This is a genomic window from Paenibacillus sp. EKM10P (assembly GCF_011800655.1).
Classification (GTDB): domain Bacteria; phylum Bacillota; class Bacilli; order Paenibacillales; family Paenibacillaceae; genus Paenibacillus; species Paenibacillus polymyxa.
In genome coordinates, this window is sequence record NZ_JAALET010000019.1 from 14,400 (window position 1) to 36,152 (window position 21,753).

General features: G+C 42.0%; 10 protein-coding genes. All 10 read right to left on the minus strand.

From position 1 onward, the window contains the following. Positions 1-433: 433 nt before the first annotated feature. Positions 434-4,933: an amino acid adenylation domain-containing protein gene (locus tag HFE01_RS24715; protein WP_243208254.1), complete on the minus strand. Its 4,500-nt coding sequence runs from the start codon at positions 4,931-4,933 to the stop codon at positions 434-436. Positions 4,934-4,991: 58 nt separating this feature from the next. Next, a complete protein-coding gene (locus tag HFE01_RS24720; RefSeq protein WP_107735214.1) occupies positions 4,992-9,935 on the minus strand; it encodes a non-ribosomal peptide synthetase in 4,944 nt (1,647 codons plus the stop codon). Positions 9,936-10,005: 70 nt separating this feature from the next. After that, on the minus strand, positions 10,006-12,012 hold the full coding sequence (locus HFE01_RS24725) for an ABC transporter ATP-binding protein (protein WP_243208253.1): 2,007 nt from the start codon (positions 12,010-12,012) through the stop codon (positions 10,006-10,008). Then, positions 12,012-13,766 carry an ABC transporter ATP-binding protein gene (locus HFE01_RS24730; protein WP_107735212.1) on the minus strand — a complete coding sequence of 585 codons (1,755 nt, stop codon included), beginning with the start codon at positions 13,764-13,766 and terminating at the stop codon, positions 12,012-12,014. Before HFE01_RS24730 ends, HFE01_RS24725 begins: the two co-directional genes overlap by 1 nt. 32 nt (positions 13,767-13,798) lie before the next feature. Then, a complete protein-coding gene (locus HFE01_RS24735; RefSeq protein WP_107735211.1) occupies positions 13,799-14,347 on the minus strand; it encodes a hypothetical protein in 549 nt (182 codons plus the stop codon). 12 nt (positions 14,348-14,359) lie between these two features. Next, positions 14,360-15,367 (minus strand): LLM class flavin-dependent oxidoreductase, encoded by a 1,008-nt coding sequence (locus HFE01_RS24740; RefSeq protein ID WP_167438758.1) that lies wholly within the window; start codon positions 15,365-15,367, stop codon positions 14,360-14,362. A gap of 48 nt (positions 15,368-15,415) precedes the next feature. Then, positions 15,416-15,655 (minus strand): phosphopantetheine-binding protein, encoded by a 240-nt coding sequence (locus HFE01_RS24745; RefSeq protein WP_167438757.1) that lies wholly within the window; start codon positions 15,653-15,655, stop codon positions 15,416-15,418. Positions 15,656-15,676: 21 nt separating this feature from the next. Further along, on the minus strand, positions 15,677-16,705 hold the full coding sequence (locus HFE01_RS24750) for a hypothetical protein (protein ID WP_107735208.1): 1,029 nt from the start codon (positions 16,703-16,705) through the stop codon (positions 15,677-15,679). A 25-nt stretch (positions 16,706-16,730) separates the two neighbouring features. Beyond that, the gene (asnB, locus tag HFE01_RS24755; protein ID WP_107735207.1) at positions 16,731-18,590 is read right to left on the minus strand and encodes an asparagine synthase (glutamine-hydrolyzing); all 1,860 of its coding nucleotides are present in this window, start codon (positions 18,588-18,590) and stop codon (positions 16,731-16,733) included. Between the two features lie 32 nt (positions 18,591-18,622). Next, positions 18,623-21,745, minus strand: a complete 3,123-nt coding sequence (locus HFE01_RS24760) for a non-ribosomal peptide synthetase (protein ID WP_107735206.1) — start codon at positions 21,743-21,745, stop codon at positions 18,623-18,625. Positions 21,746-21,753: the final 8 nt, after the last annotated feature.

The following is a 21,753-nucleotide window of genomic DNA, read 5'->3' on the forward strand; positions in this document are numbered from 1 at the left end:
AATGTACTGTTTATTAAACAAAGCTTGCTCAATCAGTGTCTGAATATCAATAGAGTTTTTTATCAGAAAATTTCTTGTCACAACATTATAATCGAACCATGGGGTCAAGATACTCCAATTATCCCCCTGATAGTCAGGTAAATAGAATGTTACCGGGTAATCATAATACCCTTTCTCGGAAACCAACTGTAATTAATTAGTAGAAAAACAGTTTCGTGTTTCCTTCTTGCACCCCAAAATCGATAATTGAAATGCACTATGAAGTTACCCCTTCGATAGCCGCGACTTATTTTATTGGCAATATAATATTATCCGTATAATACCTTTTTTTACCATTTACAACTAATTTTATCATGAAGAGTTAGATCCTAACTTCCGGTTAAAAACAGTAATTGCCTCACTTTTGCATTCCAGAGGCAATTACTGTTACTTCCTATTTAAATAATTGATCAAGCTCCATTAGAGACACGTCAACAAGATCAAAGTCCGAAGGTGTAAATTCGCGGTCTTCTTTGTTCAAGCAATGATCGAGCAGAGAACGAATATGCGACATATAACCATCCATAAGCTGAGTTACAGTACTTTCTTTCAACCAGTCCGTACTATACTGAACAATAATAGATGCTTCTTTATTCTTAACAAAGGCTATAATATCAATCAGGAAATCGACATCATTGTTTCTGCTTATCTCATCGCCCGATGGTTCGTCCGAGAGCAAGAAATAGTGATGAGATTGTATATTGTCCAGTTCTCCGAGATAATTGAACCTTATTCTCTTCTTCTCCGCAATCGGAAGTTTTCGGAGAATATACTTATTGATTCCATAACCAATGCCTTTGTGAGGAACCTCATGCAATTGTTGTTTGAGCGATTTGATTTGATCGGATAGATTCTTTTGTTCCATAACTAACCGTATTGGATATAGGCTAGTAAACCATCCGACTGTTCTTGAGACATTTACAGCCTCATCAATGTGCTCTCTTCCGTGACTCTCAGCCTCTAGCAATATTTCGTTCTGGTTCGTATGTTGTTGTAATGCAAATGCCAATGCAATAATCAACAAGTCGCCAGGGTCGGTTCCGTAGATTTGATTAGCCTTACCCAGAAGGAATTCCGTTTCAGCTTCATCTAATTTAATGATATGTTTTGCAAGGTTCCCATACGTATTTACTCCACCATTATGATCCACCTGAAATTCAAATGAGCTGTTCTCAATTTTGTCCCAATATTTCATTTCCTTGAACGAGGTCATGCCATACTCATACAGCTTCTCTGACCAATTCTGCATTGAGCTTGTTTTGGAAGGTAATTTCAGCTGCTCTTGGGCAATCGTCTGGCCGATCAATGTATGAATATCCTCCAGAATGATTCTCCACGATATGCCATCCACCAGCAGATGATGGGCGGTTAAAAGCAGGACATCCTTTTGTTTGCCGCCCATTTGAATAATACCTGCTTTGAACAGCAGCCCAGACTGCAGGTTGAAGGAGGATTTCAGCTTATTGCCTATCGTCGCTATGCTGTTTTGCTGCTCTTCCATTGATAATTCCGTTAGATCAAAGCTTGAAATTGCAAATGCACGGTCCTCCAGATAAGCATCATTGTAGATCATACTTCCTTCATCATTCAGGTTGATTCTCAACGTATCGTGATGAACAATTAAGGTAAATAATAGTTTATTCCATTGTTCATTGCTTAGATCAACATTTAACGTTAACAGGACGGACTGATTCCAGTGCTCGCGATTCGTTAATTGTTTATTAAAGAACCACTGATAGATTGGAGTGGGCTTAATCACACCATGATGGGATGTTTGCTGTATGATGGCGCCCTCCGCCGCATCATCCATTCTATCGATCTGGTTTCTAATGACGGGCACATTAAGAATATCCTTGACTTTGATTTTCAGCCCGATCTGCTCAAGACGATTGGCGATTTGGATCGCTTTAATCGAATCTCCGCCAAACACTAAAAAATCATCGTCCAATTCAAGATTCGGCCTGCCTAAAATATCCCGATAAATATGCAAAATTTTATGTTCAGTTTCCGTGAATGACAGATCTTCTTCATATTGCGATTCCATTCGATTGGATAAGCTCATATACTCGATCAATGCCTTTTTATCAACTTTCCCATTAATACTTAATGGTATCTGATCGACAGCATAATAATATGAAGGTATCATATACGCTGGTAATAGTCGGGCCAATTCCTCGCGTAAGCGCCGTTCGCTGAAATTGCTGTCTGGAACAATAAACGCATACAATGCTTTGGAGCCTGTGCTATCTTCCCAATCTATTACAACGGCATCATTAACGGAGCTATGTGATCTTATATTTGACTCGATGTCTCCTAGCTCAATGCGGAAGCCTTTTATCTTAACTTGCTGGTCGATCCGACCCAAGTATTCCATAATGCCCGATTCATTGAGTCTAGCTGCGTCTCCCGATCGATATAAACGCGTTCCCTTCGAGAAGGGATTATCAAGGAAGCTTCTCGAAGTCGTGTCCGGCCGATTCAGGTACCCCCTTGCAAGCCCTTCTCCCGCAATGAATAATTCCCCTTCAGTACCTACGGGCACGGGATTAAGATTCGCATCCAGAATATAGAGTTGCGAATTATCGATAGGCACGCCAATTGGAACTGAACCCACAGTATCATTTAGCTTGTCAAACTTGTAAATCATGCATCCTACCGTTGCTTCCGTAGGACCATATTCATTAAATATATCGACTTTATTATTGAATAATTCGGTAATATCTCTTGCTAGCTCAGCCTTTAAATCTTCGCCGCCTACTATAAGCTTTTTAATGGACGTGTTCTTTATGCCCGTGTCCTTCAGCAGCCTTAGGTGAGCTGGCGTCAGTTTTACGATATTAGCCCTGTTCTCACGCATTACCTTATAAAGTACGAATTCATCTCCATCGTCTTTATAGATAATGATAGAATTCCCTGTTATCAATGGGGTGAAAATAGAGGTTACCGTAAGATCGAAGCCTAACGACGAATATAGCGCGAACGTTTCATCAGAACTGCTGATATATTGTTCGCTGGCCCAGCTAATATAATTGACTAATCCTTTGTTCTCGATTTGAACGCCTTTAGGATTGCCCGTTGAGCCCGACGTATAAATGACATAGACCAAATCCTCTAAGGAAGATTGTACGGATTGAAATACCGTGCTGCTACGTGCGATCTCATCATTTTGCAGCAGACGAATATACGTACCTTTGAATTTGATATGTTCCTGCGGGGTTACGTTAGTCAATATAAAGCTCGTTTGCGAGTCCTCAAAAATGTAATTCATTCGTTCAATCGGATAATCTTCATTGAGGGGCAGATAGGCTGCCCCGATTTTCAATATACCTAATATAGCCGCAACAACTTCGACGGAATGATAGCACATGACGCCGATAATGCTATTGGGCTTGGCGCCCTTTGATACAAGAAGATTAGCTATTTGATTAGCCTTTTCATTTAAAACGTTGTAGCTGACATTCTCGTTTTCAAAGCTTAGTGCAATATGATCCGGAGTTTGATTGACTTGTTGCTCAAACAAGCCGATGATCGTATCTTTTATTGTATATTGCGCTACTCGCTCATTTACTTGTTGAATCAACTGTTGTTCGACGCGAGTCATGATGCTTAGCTTGCTTAAATATTCAGAAGGACGTTCTACGATCTGCTCGATCATGAGCAGCATTCTTCCGTATAGCTTGTCTATCTCACGCTCCTGATATTCCTTGCTCTTATAGTCGATATGAAACTCGATTTGTTCCGAGCCCGACCATTCTTTAATGATGAATTGTAACGAGTATATTTGCTCGCCATTATGAAATTCCTCGAGCTCTACTGAGCAACCTGCAATATTACGATTTGGTTTCGTGTTGTAGAAGTTGACGCAGATGTTAAATAAATCACTATATCCCCTTTTACTTAGCTCCAAATCCTTAACTAGCTGATTGAAGGGATACTTTTGATGCTGAAAGCAATGAAATAACTCTTTATGGACGTTCTGTATAAAGGCTCGACAAGTCGTATTCTCTTCGATTCCTATACGCAATGGCATCGTACTGGTAAACATGCCGAAGGTGGTTTTATATTTTCTGTGGACTCGGTTGGATACCGGATTCCCTATAATAATATCTTGTTGATTGTTCAATTTATACATGTATAGCGCATAGGCCCCGGAGAAAAAAGAGTTTAACGACACTTGATTCTCAGCACAGAAACGATTTACGGCAAAAGTTAGCTCTTCCGAAAGCTTGAACGATTTTCTTGCGCCGGCAAGATCATCGGAAGCAGCCGCCAAATGATCGGGAAGACTTGCAAACTTGCTTTTCCAGTAGCCTTTATCCTTTTCCATTCTTTTAGAAGCAAGGTAATCCTTCTCCCATCCGATGTAATCAAGATAGGAGAAGTCTGGATTAATCGCAATGGATTCGTTATTGGACAATTTCGCATAATTGTCTGATATCTGTTCAATAAGAATCCCCATTGACCAACCGTCAGATACGATATGATGGGCCATTATAAAGTATCCGTATTCGTTATCGCTGAACTTTAACATTGCAAAATAGTATAATGGGGTGTTGGTTAATACAAATGGCTGGCTTACTTTGTTTCGTAACCAGCGGTCATATTCATCGCAAGCGTTATCCAGGGAACTAAAATCGAAAAAATCGATTTTAGTTCCTGCATATCCGTTGAGCCTCTGATACACTTCCCCATCGCTTTCCGTAACCTGCATTCTTAAGCCTTCATGGCCTTGCACAAAACAATGTATCGCTTTTTCGAGAATACCTGGATCAATCTTCCCTTTTATGCGCACAGTCCCGCCAATATTGTGTACGGCTGTTCCTTGATATATTTTTTCGATATACCAAATTCGTTTTTGAGCATGCGTCAGCGGATATAAATGATCCAAATTCACACTCGACAAGTTCGCTCACTCCTCGCTGATTGTTTCACTTACGCTCTATTGCTGCCTATTAGCGGTTCAAGGTAAGCTCACTTTCTTGTAGTGCCGTCAAATGCACTTCCAGCTTCCTTATTGTCTTTAATTTATAAATGAGATAAGAGATTGAAATATCTTCCTGCTCCATCAGATCTCCTATATGATCTTCCAATTCCATCTCCACTTTAAATGCAAGCAGTGAATTGCCGCCTAGTTCAAAGAAGTCGTCATCTATTCCGATTCCTTGCGCATCCAAAATATTTTCCCAAATGTCCAATATAATCTGTTGCATCTCATTAACAGGCTCTGCTTTATCGGCGCTTTTGAATGGTACATAGGAATAGCCTGATAACGCCTTTTGGTCGAGCTTGCCGTTCGATGTCAACGGCAAGGCTTCCAGATGGACATAGTGTGACGGGATCATATAATCAGGTAATTCTTTGCCGAGGAAGCTTCTGATTTCCGCTATATTGATTTCCTCGCATACCAAATAAGCGACCAAAGATTTATCCCCTGACGAATCTTCTTGTGCAAGGACTGCTGCTTCCTTTACTCCCGGGTACTTCTGCAGAGCAGCTTCGATCTCGCCAAACTCAATACGGTAACCTCTAATCTTGACCTGATCATCGATTCGGCCCAAATATTCGATGCTTCCATCCGAAAGCCATCTTCCCAGGTCGCCTGTTTTATACATACCCCCTTCTGATGCATAGCTGTTCGACACGAATTTCTCTGCTGTAAGCTCCGGCCGGTTCAAATAACCTCTTGCAACACCGGCTCCCGATATGCAGATCTCGCCGATCGCTCCCACCGGCATAAAGTGATTGTTAGAATCAACAATGTATATGCTGGTATTATCGATTGGTCTTCCTATCGGAACGGAAACACCGGTATCCTCCGACTGATTATATTTGTGAATCATGCATCCGACGACCGTTTCGGTTGGTCCGTACTCATTGAATATTTTCAGACGGTTATTAAACGCTTTGTTGGTACTTTTCGCCAAATCAACCTTTAGGTCTTCGCCGCCGACAATAAGCTTGCTAACCGAAGTATTGGCATGCTTCATATCCTTCAATAATTTCAAATGCGAAGGCGTCAATTTGATAATGTTAACTTTGTTGTCCCGCAGAATCGTATTCAGAATAAACTCTTCTCCGTCGTCTTCATAAATAACGATCTGGTTGCCACTTATTAACGGTGTAAAAATAGAAGTGACGGTAAGATCGAACCCTATCGATGAATATAGCGCAAACACTTCGGAGGAACTGCTGATATATTCTTTGTGCGCCCAGCTAATATAATTGACTAGCCCTCGGTTTTCGATCAGTACTCCTTTTGGATTCCCCGTCGAGCCTGAAGTATAGATGACATAGACTAAATCAGCAGCATCATTACTATTGCTCAAGTTAGAATTGTCGGAATGGAAAGAGGCCTCGTCATCTACATCTATCCACTCCTCGGTAAAATCGATGCTGCCTTGCTTGCTGGCTGCTGTCATTAATATCGATGTTCCGCAGTCCCGCAGCATGTATTGAATACGATCTGTCGGAAGGCTTGGATCGATAGGCAGGTATGCCCCGCCCGCCTTAAGAACGGCCAGAATGCTAATTACCATTTCCAACGATCTGTCCATCATGATCGCTACGATTTGATCTTGTTTTACACCTCTGGACCGCAGCGTTCTAGCCAATTGGTTGGCCCGCTCATTGAGCTCCTGATAAGTCAGCTGCTTCCCTTTATGTTCAAGCGCTATTCGATCCGGTGTGTTGCACACCTGGTCTTCGAATAGGGATTGAATCGTTTTATCCTTCGGAAACTCGGCCTTAGTAGCATTGAACGCTTCTCTGATTTGCCGTTTTTCTTCCTCTGTAATCATTTCGATTTCGCGCAGCGATTGCTCTGGTTTGAGCGTTATTGCCTCCAAAATGTGAATAAAATGATCGCTCATTCTGGTAATCGTTTGCGCTTTAAATAGATTCGTGTTGTATTCCAGTTGGAACTCGATTCCTTCTTCCAACTCTACTGCTTCCAGCGTCAAATCAAACTTGGCGATCTTCGATTCAAATGGATAAGCTTGAATATCCAGCTCGTCCAGTTGCAATTTCTCCATCTCCATATTCTGCAATACAAACATCGTATCGAATAATGGATTTCGGTTAATATCCCTTCTCACTTGCAGCTTCTCGACTAGCTCCTCGAACGGATATGCCTGATTCTCATAGGCCGCCAAGGCACCTTTCCTAACCTCTTGCAAAAAGGACAAGAACGTTTTAGTTCCTTCAGGCGCATTTCTCATGGCAAGCGTATTTACAAACAAGCCGGTCATATTTAGGACATCGGCATGAACTCTTCCCGCAATAGGCGACCCTACTACTATATCGTTTTGTCCGGAATATTTGGAGAGCATGATGTTGTACGCCGCCAGCAGAACCATATATAGCGTACTGTCTGTCCGCTCGGCAATTTCTTTCACTTTCCGTGCCATGCGGGCATCCGCCGTAAAGCTCAAGCGGCTTCCTTCGAACGTTTGTACTTCCGGTCGAGGGTAATCGGTCGCTAGTTTCAGTACCGGAATTTCTCCCTCGAACACTTGCAGCCAATACTGCTCCTGCTTATTTATCGAATCCGTGCCCATTTGTTCTTGCTGCCACACGGCATAATCTTTGTATTGCACATTCAGCGGGGACAGCTGGTTGCCCCGATAGAGCTCCATGAATTCACGAACCATGATTGTAACCGTTACGCCATCCGAAATAATATGATGCATATCTATCATCAGGATATATTGATCCTCGGCCAATTGAATCAGCTCTGCCCGGAATAGCGGAGCAAGACTTAAATCAAAAGGCTGAACAAATTGCTCGATTCGCTGCTCGATCTCCCCGGCGTGCGCAGTTGTACTTTTCAGTGTGAATTTAATATCGTTATTAATTTTTTGTACCGTTTCATTGTTGTGGACTTCAAATGTAGTGCGTAACAACTCGTGTCGGTCCACTAAGACCCCGATCACATTCTCCAAGCGCTGCTTGTCGACTTTTCCTTGCAGACTCAGCACAACCGGAATGTTATAAGACGTCGTGTTTCGTTGAAGCTGGTTCAACAGGAACATACGTCTCTGAGCGGATGATTGCGGGTAAAATTCCCGTTCTGCCGCAGGCTCAATATGGGTGCTGTCAGAGCTGCTATTGGCGCCTCTAATATAGTCGGCAAGCTCCGCCAATGTAATATTTTTAAAAATTTCGGCTAGCGGAAGCTCTACATTATATTCTTGATATACTTTGTATACTAACGAAATGACATTGAGAGAATGGCCTCCGCTTTCCAGAAACCTGTTCATTCTACCAACTTGCTTGAGCCCTAATATTTCGCACCATAACTCGGCCAATCTGCTTTCGATCTCGTCTGCCGGTGCAATATAGCGCTGCTGCTCCGGTTCCGGGAGTGCTTTATAGTCAAGCTTCCCGTTCAGACTCATCGGCAGTTGATCGATCGCAATAAAATATTGTGGCACCATATAGTCAGGCAATTTCAATGCAATGAACTGACGGAATTCATGATTTACCTGCTCTTGCGGTTCAATCACACCATTAAGAACATTCAGTACAACATAGGCACAAATATACGTAGTTCCTTGATCGTTTTGTTTGGCAATAATGGCTGCTTCTTTAACTTTAGGATGGAGCAATAGCGTATTCTCTACTTCATTCAGTTCGACCCGGAAGCCCCTGATTTTGATCTGGCGATCGACCCGGCCAAGAAATTCAATGTTTCCATCCTCCAATACCCGACCGAGATCACCCGTACGATAAATAATATCTGTCGGATCGTTATTGAACGGATTAGGAATAAACCTTTCCTTATTCAACTCATCATTATTGTAATAGCCCAAGCTTCTATACGGGGTACGAATATAGATTTCGCCAGTAACGCCTTGAGCACAAAGCTGCAAATCCTCATTCAATATAGCTACCCTTGCTCCAGAAATCGGCTTTCCGATTGGTATATTGGGTTTAACTACATCTTCAGGCTTAATGCGGTGAAATACTTTGGCTAATGTCGTTTCTGTTTGTCCGTACAAGCTCACCAGTTGGACTCGTTCATCCATGATTTCGTACCAGCTAACAATATCTTTCGGTACGCTCCTCTCCCCTGCAAGCAAGACGTACTGCAACTGTGGATAACGATCGCTCGTCAGCGACTTCCCGTTGATAAGCTTGAATAGACTCGGCGTACAATGGATCAAGGACACCCTGGAGCTTTCGATCCATTCCATAAGACTGTTGCTTTCCAGCATCATTTCTTTACTTTCAGGTATGCATATGGCTCCGCCCGACAACAGTGGGACAAAGATATCTCTAAGCAGCGGATTGTGGCATGGAGAAGTGAACTGGCTGACTCTCGCGTCTTGTGTAATACCGAATTCTTCGATTTCCCATTCAATAAAGTGCAGCAGACTCTCGTTCCGTCCTACTACTGCTTTAGGGTTACCCGTGGAGCCTGAAGTAAAGAATACATACGTTTTATCATTAGGTCCGTAAGACTGTTCTGGCCTTACCTTGCCATTGAATTCATTAGCCTGTGTATCGACATGAATAATGTCAAGCTCCTCGGTCCAGCCTTCATAAATATCGGAAAAGGACGCCAGCGGGTCATCTGTTAGAATGTATTTGGTCTCGGTGGTCGAAAGCATAACTTTAATTCTTTCTCTTGGATATGTAACATCTATAGGCATAAATACGCAGCCGGATTTGACTATCCCTACAACAGAGCAGATCAATTGAATTTTATCATGCATGAAAATACTGACAAACGTCCCTCTTTCCAAGCCTTTCGCCAGCAATGCATGTGCGATTACATTGGACCTCTCCTCCAGCTCGGCATAGCTTAATACTTGGCCTCGATACTCTAGGGCGTTCCGCTCACTATGCTCATCGAAAGATTTGAATAAGCGCGATTGAATCGTATTAGGTGTCATCTTAAATCATTCCTTTTCGATATGATAAAAACCCCTTGAAGGCTTCAAGGGACTCACACGTAAATATGAATTAATTTGGAAGGACTGCATACTCGGAATTTTTGTTCAAGGATAAGGAGTTCTCCTGCAGCTTAACCATATTGGCGTATCTGCCATTCAAGCTCATCAGTTCGTCATGGTTTCCTCTCTCTATAATCTCACCCTTATGCATAACCAGAATGCAGTCCGCTTGACGGATTGTGGAAAGCCGGTGCGCGATAATAAACATCGTTCTATTTTTAACTAAAACCTTTAGTGCCTTTTGAATAATCGCTTCGGTTTCACTATCGATATTTGCTGTCGCTTCATCCAATAACAATATAGCCGGATTAAAAGCCAGTGCCCTTGCAAAAGAGATTAGTTGACGCTGCCCGTTAGAAAGCGTGCTGCCTCGTTCAATAACCTCTTCGTCGTAACTGTTCGGCAGGCCATTCACAAAACCCTCAGCCCCCACCTCCCGAATCACTTGTTTTACTCTCTCAAGATCAATACCTTCATTGTAAAGACTTACGTTAAACTTAATATCGCCTGCGAATAAAAAAGGATCCTGAAGGACAATACCCATATGCTTCCGCAGCTCTTGCTTGGACATGCTTGCAATATCCCGGCCATCGATCGTAATCGAGCCTTTGTTCGGTTCATAGAAGCCTAGAAGCAAATTCATAATCGAGCTTTTGCCTGATCCTGTATGCCCTACAATTGCAATTGTTTGTCCTTTTTTCACTTCGAAAGAAATGTCCTTTAATACGTACTCTTCCTCTTTATAAGCAAAGGAAACATGATTGAAGGCGACATGCCCCTCCGGTCTGACGAACTCTTCAACAGCTCCCATGTCAATCCCGTCTTCATCGATAAACTTAAATACGCGTTCTGCGGATACTAACGAACGCTGAACACTTGTAAGCTGTTCAAAAATACCGTTGATAGGAGCAAATAGCCGTCCAAGATAATCAACAAACGCATATAAAACGCCAAATGAGATAGCCGTGTGCAATGAAGCGTTACCAAAGTACCACAGCAATGCAACTACAGCTAATGCCCCGATAAAGTTCGTTATATTTTGAGATAAAATGCTGGAAATCCGAAGCTGTTTCATTTGATGAACGTAGCTGTCCTGCGTCAACTTCTCGAATTCATCTACACGTTCTTTCTCTCGACGAAATGCTTTAATGATAGGCATGACCAAAATAGATTCGTTAATCATGGCATTCGTTTGGCTCAAACGTTCTCTGATGACTTGAAAATATCCCTTGGAAAACTTGAAATGAAGCCTCATTAAAACAAAGAACAGCGGAAGGAATATTAAGCAGAGTGCAGCCAACGTCTTGTCCAGCATGAACATAAGCGTATAGATACAAACAAGGTTTACGCCGTTAACAACGAAATTGTTCATAAAGCTCATAAACAAGTCTTTGATCGATTCGGTATCGTTCGTAATCCTTGTGACAACCTGTCCTACAGGCGTATTGTCGAAGTAGCGAACGGGTATCCGATGAACATGCTTCATTGCATCTATCCTTATTTTACGAACAACGCGCAAGGCTATAGATTGCATCATGTACCCGCTTACAAAACTGAGGTAGCCACCGACAATCAGTAAGCTAGCATAGAGTCCTATCAGTTGTATGACAGGATTCACATCATGTTTATAGAATGTAACCACATCATTAGACGATAGCTTTATTTCTTCAGCAGCATTCGCAGCTGTTATAACAAGTGTATTATCCTGTTGTTTAAGTTGCACCTTCGTCCACTCGGGATTCAGCTGATCCGTAGCGATCCAATCCGCTCTTATATAGGCTTTATCGTGAAAATCTACATATTTGGTCCCTTCCGGCACTTCTGCATTGCCAGCTTCGTACCAGTCCAATTCGACAATCGAGCTAATATGCCGGTCGATAACCATCTTAGTAATATAAGGCCCGCTAAGCTGAGCCGCCACAGCGATAAGCAAAATAATTAAAGCGAATATCATTTTTTTTCTGAACAATAAAATATAGCTAGTCAATCTTCGCAAGACGGAAGGTTTTTTTATCATCATAGCGCTTCCTTTCCTTCACTCAAAGCCTCCATTTGTTGGCGTTCATACTGCTCTTTATACCAACCATTGCGATACAACAACTGCTCATGCGTTCCTTCTTCAATGATCTGCCCTTGATCCAGCACAACAATCCAATGGGCGTGACTTACCGCAGACAGTCGATGCGCCGTAATAAATGTTGTTCTGCCGGCCGTTTGCTGCCGAATGTTTTTTAAGATTAGGCTTTCCGTTTTTGCATCTACTGCGGATAAGACATCGTCTAAAATCAAAATTTCAGGATTGATGAGCAACGCCCGCGCAATGGCCATTCGTTGTTTTTGACCGCCGGACAGCATAATGCCGCTTTCGCCTATAATCGTATCCCAGCCTTCGCTCATTTGTTCGATATCTTCCTTCAGGCAGGACAGCTCGATCGCGCGTAGAACCTCGTCATCAGTGGCTTCGGGATTGCCCATCGCAATATTATCCCGAATACTCTTGGACAATAATAAATGATCTTGCGGTACATAACCGATCCAACTGCGCACCCGGTCCAGAGCGACCTGCTCGATCGGTACATCAGAAATAAACAGTCGCTGCGGCTCGATAATATATTGTCTAAGCAATTGCTTTAACAGCGTACTTTTTCCACTTCCCGTCCGACCTACAATCCCGAGCGTCTGCCCCTGCTCAATGCGGAAGGAAACGTTTCTCAAGCTGTCGCTGGAAGCCCCCGGGTAACGAAACGTTAATTGCTTCATCTCGATACTTGTCGGCACGCTTACCGGTACCAGCTCATTAGCGTCCACTACATCCGGCTGCTGCTCCATAGACTGCTCCAACCTTTCTAATGAGGCGCTTCCTTGCTTGAGCATATTGACGAATTCCCCGAAATAAACCATAGGCCAAATGATTAACCCCAAAAACATGTTAAAAGTTATCAATTGACCTAACGTAATCTGATTATGAAATACGAGATAGGAGCCATAACCGTTGCCGATGACATAACTAAATCCAACCACAGTCATAATAACGGGTTGAATCAACGTGTTCGTAAAAGCTGCCTTCATGTTTTTCTTCATCACATCGTCTGTTACACGTTCAAAGGCCTCAATATCTTTTCGCTCTTGCACATAGGAACGAAGGACGCGCAGACCGGAAATCGACTCAATCACATGCTGATTCATATGACCAAAGGCTTCCTGGACATCCTTGAATCGTCTTCGAACGACAACGCCCAGCTTACTTACCGTATAAGCCAGTAGAGGCAGGGGCAGCAACGATGCTAGCATTAACTTATAATCAACATACACAATCATTGCGACAAAAACGATAACCGTCCCGATAAACGTGAACACCAGTGTCATTACACCACCACCGGCGATGTTTGCAATAAATGGTATATCATTATTGACAAGCGCCATTAATTCTCCCGTGCGGTTTCGCTGGAAAAAGGAAGGCGTCATTTGGGTCAGGTGTCTCATTAGGCGGCCTTTAAGCAACTTCTCTAATTGAATCGCATTTCCAAACAGCAAATAGTGATAAAAGAAAATAATAACATATAGACTGCAAGACAACGTTGCAAGTAAAATAACGGAATTGCTTAACTTATCGGCCGTAAAGGTTTCGCTGCGAATTTGATCTATTGTTTTGCCAATAAATCTGGGCGGGATCAGAAACGCTAGATTAGCGATGATTAATAGCGAGACGCCGATTAAATAATGGATCCATCGTTGTTTAATAAACCATTTCAGCTTGATGATTAGAGACATGGAATACCTGCTCCTCTACCGTTTTTACGATCTTAATTCGAGCTTCTTTCGCTCGATGCTTTCATATCAATGATGACCGGATAGGTGCCATATTGACCGAAGTTAATTTTCTTATCCAGCTTCTCAAAAACGATTTTATGCTTGAGCAGTAGAATTCGATAAATCTCGACATTCATAGCGCAAACAAAATAGTCGACTTTGTACTTTTTTGAAAATCTGAACATAAAATCGACGAACTTCGAAAGAAAGCCCTGATTTCGTTTATTCTCAGTGATCGCCATCTTGCCGAGCTCGAATACCGTAGAACGCTCTTGTATATTTTTCACTGAAGGATGGTCCGCGAACGGATAATAATATTCCAGGTTCGTTTCCTCTTTTGGAATGTACGGCAACACTTCAATGGTACCGATGCTGTCATTATTCTCATCCACCATTAGAAAGCGAATACAATTTTTCGATTCTTTCGGTTCGAAGGTAACTCCGCGTTCCAAGCATAAGTCAGAATAAATTTTTACGAACGTGTCTTCTTCCGCTTTGGTTTTAACTTGAACAAACAGCGGGTAATTGTTGTCCTGCTCCATATTGACCTCCTATTATGAACGAACTAGCTTCATTACTTGATCCACATGCTCGAACTCATCCGCCGATCTTAATTCGGTTAGAATGATGACATTCACACCAAGCTGAAGATACTTTTCAAAATAAGCAGCTACATCCTCATAGCTGCCGACCAGGAGCGGATTATTTTGCCCGCCGCTCGTAAATGCGCCCATCCAGAAAACATCATCATGCGTCTCCGAGCTCAATCCCAATTCAGCCATCTGTCTTAACCAGGTCGACTCGGAATTTAATTTCACCTTCGTATGCAACATCCCTAGGAAGCTTTGAGGATACAGTTGTCTTGCAACTTCCCATGCTTCGGCGCTTGTTTTTCTTGTAATAATTCCGATTTCAATTCCGACCTTAAGCGATGGATGGTTTATTTTACTCAAGAAATTTTGTTTGAAATGCTCTATAGGCCCCGGGTGAGTCATCGCAACCTGCGCTAATTTCCCGGCAAGCTGAATAGCTGCATCCGAAGAGCCCGCAACATATATATCCGGCATAAGATGCTTCGGAACTGGAGTTCCCAGGTGAAGCTTATTATAGTTATAATAAGTACCTTTGTAATCGATTGGCTCATCGGATTCAAGCAATAGCTTTACTACCTCAATATATTCTTGAAGTCTTTGATAACGCGAAGGGTGCTCCAGCAGATCCGATATTTGCTCCAATTCGTGCTTTGCTGCACCTGTAATCATGTTCAAATTAACTTTCTTCCCATAGATATAAGTAAGGCTCTGTACCTTTTTCACAGTAGCGACAGGGCTGTTGTAACTGGGGAGAGCGGCAATAATCGGAACAAAATTGTTGGTGTGCTGCAGAACATTCGATGCCAGAATAAACGGATCGACCATTAAATGATTGAAGTGAAAGAGCGATCCGTCGTAATTATATTTTTCTGCAGTCGTAATGATCTGTTGAACTTGATTAATATATTGTGACGATTGACTGTAATTGATATTTGAAACATTGCAAAAAACCTCAAATTGATATTTCAACAAGTCTCACCCGCTCAGTGGTTATTGGTATGGATATCCGTGTAAAGCTTACGCTTGAACCATATCGACAATCAAATTAACGAAGTCTTTGAATTTATTTATTTCTCTCATCGTCAATGCATCGTCATCAAATTCGATTTCGAATTCATCTTCTATTGCTACAATCAGCTTAATATAGTCCAAGGAATTTAGTCCGAACTCGTTAAAATCTCTCTCCATATCAATATCAGTAGTGTTAAACAGTCCCTCAACGATTTTCAGCAGTTTTTCTACAACATTATTTTCCACGGTAAAAACCCCCGTTATAGTTTATAGGTTCATTTCTTCTTGAAAACGCTTCGTTAACGAAAGCTCTTGCTCATATAAATCTAGGAGCAGCTTTTTTGATTCTTCCAATTTCGATTTAAAATATTTTTGCGAGTTCTTATACATGACGCGGCCAATCTTACTCGTTACAAGGACCCAATATTCATGATGATCGTTGTATAGCTGAGACAGCTTATTATAAGAATCGGTACTTATTAAATTTATATCCAATGCATATTTCAAAAGCATCAAGATCCTTTTTTGCATGGTAACGCCTCTTTTAATCTGCTGAAGGAACCACATGAATTGTTCTGGTTCCACCAGCAGGTGAACATTTTGCTCATTAAACATTTCAGCATATTTCTTGATGGCAATTAATCCTTTATAGGATTGTCCTAGGCTATCCATTGCTTCCGTGCCTAAGATGTCGGTTAATAATGAATCGATTAACGATTTGGAAACTTCCAGCTTGCCATTCGACCAATCATCTCTTAGACGTACGCAGTGAATAATAGCTTCATTAGAATCCCCGAGCGCGGATTGAAACGATTGGGAAAACTGTGTATTATCCAACTCGTAATAATCAATCGTTCCAATCTGTACGCAGTCCTCTAATAATTTAAAGCCTTCCGAGTCGTATCCATAAATGAATGATGGATGGACAAATGTCGTTTTGTTAAAGTCAGCGCTGCCAGGGAAGTAATAGCGGTTCATATTAAGGAATACATAATAATTGTCATCGATCAATGTACAAACCAGCTTATTAATGTCACGTTCCTCGTTAACAATGATGCGCTTTTCCTCAAATATTGAGGTTAGATCCGGCCTCTCGAACATGACATCAATGTGTGAAGACAAGTCGTTATGATGTACAACTGCTCCTTCACGATGGACGTTAAGCGTGTAGGCCCATTTATAAAAACATGGCAGACCCTCAAACTGAGGGTCATGTGCAGTCAATATGCCGATTAGATTATTGTTGACACAATCCAACCATAAGTCATTGTATGGCTTCACTTTTAGCGTCTTCAAACCAAATTACCACCTTTTAATGACGTCAGGAAATCTTGAATTCATCCAGAAAAACACCGAGTGTAATGGCGACAATGAGCATATCATTTTCAAAAGGCAAGTTCAGCTTGAAACCTGGCTGTACATACTGCTTTTTCAGTTTCTCGATCGTATCAGGATTAAAGAAGCCTTGGCTTTTAATCTTGTCGTACGACAGTAGATCGTTTATATACTCGACATCCTGGCGCAGCAATTCAGGGCTTCCCGGGGCAACGAATGTGTATTTAGGCCGCTTGATGATGTCGACAGGGACATTTTTTTTCGCCAATTGCTTCAATATATATTTTTCCTCGAAAAGCTTCAGCTTCAAGTCCGGCGGAATGACTCTTACAAAATCAACAACGTCTTTGTCAAGGAACGGATATCTCGCTTCCACGGAGTTCGCAAAAGCCATGCGGTCGCCATGATCCGCCAACAGATGTTCTGGCAAGCGCAATTTGTAGTCAATATAGGAGCGCTTATGAAGTATATCAATGTTATCGATCCGTTCTTTGTTGATGACCGGATGATTCAAGCAATTGACATCACTATAAAAGCTGTTTATTTCATTCGAATACAGCTCTCGTTTCGTCGATTCGTATTCATAGTATTGTTTCTCGTAGAAGAAATTCTCGTCTCCCCATAGATTCCTTCTAATTTCAACCTCTCTCGGATCAGGTTTATTGCCTGCATTGCTTGGCGATTGCGCTCTCATTTTGTCAAACCGATACCCTACATATCCTGCAAACAGCTCATCGGCACCTTCACCGGTCAGCACCACTTTGATGTTGTTTCTTCTGACAGCTTGCGACAATACTAAGGAAGCCGTATTATAGGTTTCCTTCAGCGCACTCTCCGAATGCCGGATCGCTTGACGCAACCTGGTTGAAATATCCGCAGGCGAGAACATCTCCTCGCAGTGATTGGATTGAACATGTCTGGACATCAACCATTGATAATTCGATTCGGAAATCATCTTATCTGTAAACGCAACGGAGAACGAGTACTTGATGCTCGGATCGATGCCGTGAATTTTTGCAGCAATGATGGAAGAATCCAGTCCTCCACTTATATAGAAGGCCAAGGGAACATCCGACATCAGACGATACTTGACCGCTTTGGTGAGCAGGTCATCCAGCTTCTCGATGTAATAGCTCTCATCCATCGGCCGTTCCATTTCATGGACTTTAGGATATATGAGGTCCCAATATTCATCATCTTTTACCCGGCCGTCTTTGATTTCCAGTTGGTGTCCATTCTCAAGGCTATAAATATTATCAAAAAAAGTTCGAGGAGCGATTAATCCAGGGAAAGTCATCATCTGATCCAGAGCAACCAAATCTACTTTCCTTTGAACCGACGGATGCTCCAGAATCGCTTTAATTTCGGAAGCAAAAATAAATAAGCCATCTACTATCGTGTAGTAGAATGGCGCGATACCCATATGATCTCGGGCACAAAATAAGGATTGATTGGTCAGATCATAGATAGCAAAAGCAAATTGTCCGTTCAGTGAATTAACGAAGTCCGTCCCGTACTCTTCATATAAGTGTAGAATAACCTCGACGTCGGAATTCGTTCTAAACTTATGCCCTTTCGCCACCATCTGTTCTCTTAATTCGAGATAGTTGAATATCTCTCCATTGCAAATCAATACTTTCGTATTATCTTCATTAGCAATCGGCTGCATCCCCGTTGTTAAATCAATAATACTGAGTCTGGCAAAGCCTAGTGATACCTGTTCGTTCTGATAAAAGTCTATGCCATCGGGCCCCCGATGGCTCAGCTTTTCGATCATATTTAATATGATATGCTTCTCGATTCTATTCTCATTTCTAATATCATAAATTCCCGCAATTCCGCACATATGCTTATCACCTTTTAATTGATTTTTGAGTTTTATAGAATAGCGTTGAAATCCAAAATACTTGCATTTTGATCTTGCTCAGATAAGATTTGAATGTCGGACAGCTTGATATCCAAGTTATTCACAACAGCTTCAACAATGTTTTCAAAATGTTCGACCCACTTCTCGATCGTGGTCGCTTTGAACATTTGAGTATTATATTCAAAGTTGAATAAAATATGATCATAATTGTAAAAAGATTCCAATCTGAAATCAAATTTCGAAATATGGTTGTGAAGATCCATTGATGTAAATGTAATGTCTTTCGTCGTAAATTCAGGGAATTCAACGTTTTGCAAAATAAACATCGTATCGAACAAAGGATGTCTGCCATCATGGCGCTGAACAGGCACTACCTCAAGCAATCTTTCGAACGGATATTCTTGATAATCAAAGGCTTCTAAGGTTCTCTCCTTGACTTCATTCAAGAAATCGCTGAACCTATTATTTCCTTTTGGATAATTCCTTAAAGCTAAAATATTCACGAACATGCCAAGAACATTTCTTAAATCCGGATGCTGTCTTCCCGCAACGGCCGTGCCGACGGTAATGTCCTGCTCCCCTGTGTACTTGAATAGGAATACGTTATAGGCAGCCAATAAAAATACATAAAGGGTGGTGGAGGTTTCCGTCAGTCTCTCTTTTATTTTGTTCGTTGTTTCCTGGCTTAGAACAAATTGAATCTGTTTTCCTTTGCTTATTTGCTCTTTCACACGAGGATAGTCAGTCGGCATCTGTAATGCCTTCGTTTCTTCTTCAAACATATTCTTCCAGTAATTTTCCTGAGTTCTAAAACGCTCGGATTGAAAATAATGGTATTTCTGCCACTCGCTATAATCCTTGTATTGGATGCTCAATGGCGGCAATTCCATGCCATCATAAAGTGCGATGAACTCTTTCAGAAAGATGCTTAACGAAAATCCGTCCGAAATAATATGATGCATGTCAAAGATAAGCAAATGCTCCTCGTCGCTTATCTTCTGTACCCCTGCCCTTAATAAAGGTGGCGACTTCAGATCAAACGGCTGTATAAATGACTCCACCAATTCCTCAATGTCATCTGCTCCGTTTAATTCACTAATTTGAAGATTGGCGGCGGGCATAATCATTTGTACGGCATCGCCATTAACAACGTCAAAAGAGGTTCTTAACGATTCGTGCCTATCGATCAATTTGTTAAATGCAGCCGTACATCGTTCGATGTTGAACGGCCCTGAAACTTTAATAATCTTAGGTATGTTGTTGATAATATTACCGCCACCATATGCACTCGTTATATACTGGCTATACTGTGCAGATGACAAAGCATAATGCGGCTTATGCGGGGCCGGAGTAATTGGAACATATTGAGTCGCATTGGTATTAGCAATGCATGCCGCCAATTTTTTGATAGTCCCGTTCGTAAACACATCCCCGATTGATATCTGAATCTCAAAATGCTCATAGATTTTAGAGACGAGCTCCATCACATTCAATGAGTGACCGCCCATCTCAAAAAAGCTCGATTCGCTGCTTATTGGACTAACTTCGAATATTTCCTCCCATATTTGAGCCAGTTTCTTCTCCATTTCGCCTTTAGGCTCAACATATTCGCCTTTCGGAGGCGCCGGCAAAGCTTTATAATCAACCTTGCCATTTACATTCAACGGCACTTTTTCTATTGCCATAATGTGCTGTGGAACCATATAATCCGGCACGTTCATCTTCAGATGCTCTTTCAAGCTCTGGGCCTCTGCGCCGCCGACTACATAAGCGCACAAAAAGAGCTCGCCATTGGAGCTTTCCCTTGCCGTGACTACGACCTCTTCTACACCGCTTGTTTTCATTAGAATCGACTCAATCTCCGAAGGCTCGATTCTATAGCCCCTTATTTTAATCTGACGGTCAACTCTCCCGAGAAATTCAATATTTCCATCCGGAAGCTGTCTTCCCAGGTCGCCCGTACGGAACAATAAATCTGCCGGATCATTATTATAGGGATTAACCGTGAATTTCTGTTTTGTTAATTCTTCATTATTGTAGTAGCCCAGACTTCTGAATGGCGTCCGAATATAAATTTCGCCGGCAACACCTTCCGTACAGATTCTGCCATCGTTGTCCAAAAGGATAGCCCGTGCCCCCTTTATTGCTTTTCCGATGGGAATCGCGTCTCGATTTACATCCGAAGGCTCAATCATATAATATAGCTTCGCCAATGTCGTTTCCGTCGGGCCGTATAAGTTAATAAGCTGAACACGGCTTCCGACCGTCTCGTACCATTTTTCCAATAACTTCGGAATTACTTTCTCGCCTGCCAATAAAATATATGACAGGTTTTTAAACACCTCCCCATTTTGCACGCCGACAACAATATTTTTAAACAAGCTTGGGGTACAGTGAATTAAAGCAACGTCTGCGTCATGAATCCAGGCGTGCAATTGCTTCGAATCGAGCAGAACGACTTTATTATCCGGGATACATATCGTCCCTCCCGAACATAGCGGCACGAATATGTCCCGTAGAAAAGGGTCATGGCAAGGAGACGTGAATTGGCTAATTCGCGTCCCCGGTTGAATCGATAACGTTGCTATTTCCCAATCAATAAAGTGCAATAAGCTCGCATTTCTACCTATAATTCCTTTAGGCAAGCCGGTAGTTCCGGACGTGAAATAGAGATAGATCCTATCATTAGGCTGATATTCAATAGAAGCCTCGGGAGGCTGCACAGCGCTTCGATAGATGTCCCCGATCTGTGCAGCTGCCACTTGCTGATTCTGAGATGTAAGTACACCCGCAAAAGCATTGGCATTCTGTTCATCCGTAATAACAATAGTCGTATTAGTCGAAAAAACCATTGTTCTTAATCTTTCGACCGGATAGACCGAATCGAAAGGTACAATGGCGCATCTCGCCTTTAAAACCCCGACAATCGCAACGATCAAATCGACCTTATCGTCAATTAATAACCCGATAAAATCCCCGTTGCCCGCTCCTCTGCTTATAAGCCAATTGCGAATGAGATCGGATCGTTGATCCAGCTCTCCATAGCTTATAATCTGATCCAAATATTCGATTGCCACTTTATCCTTGTACATTATCAAATAATCGATCAGTTTACTTTGAATGGTGTTTTGCATCTTATCCT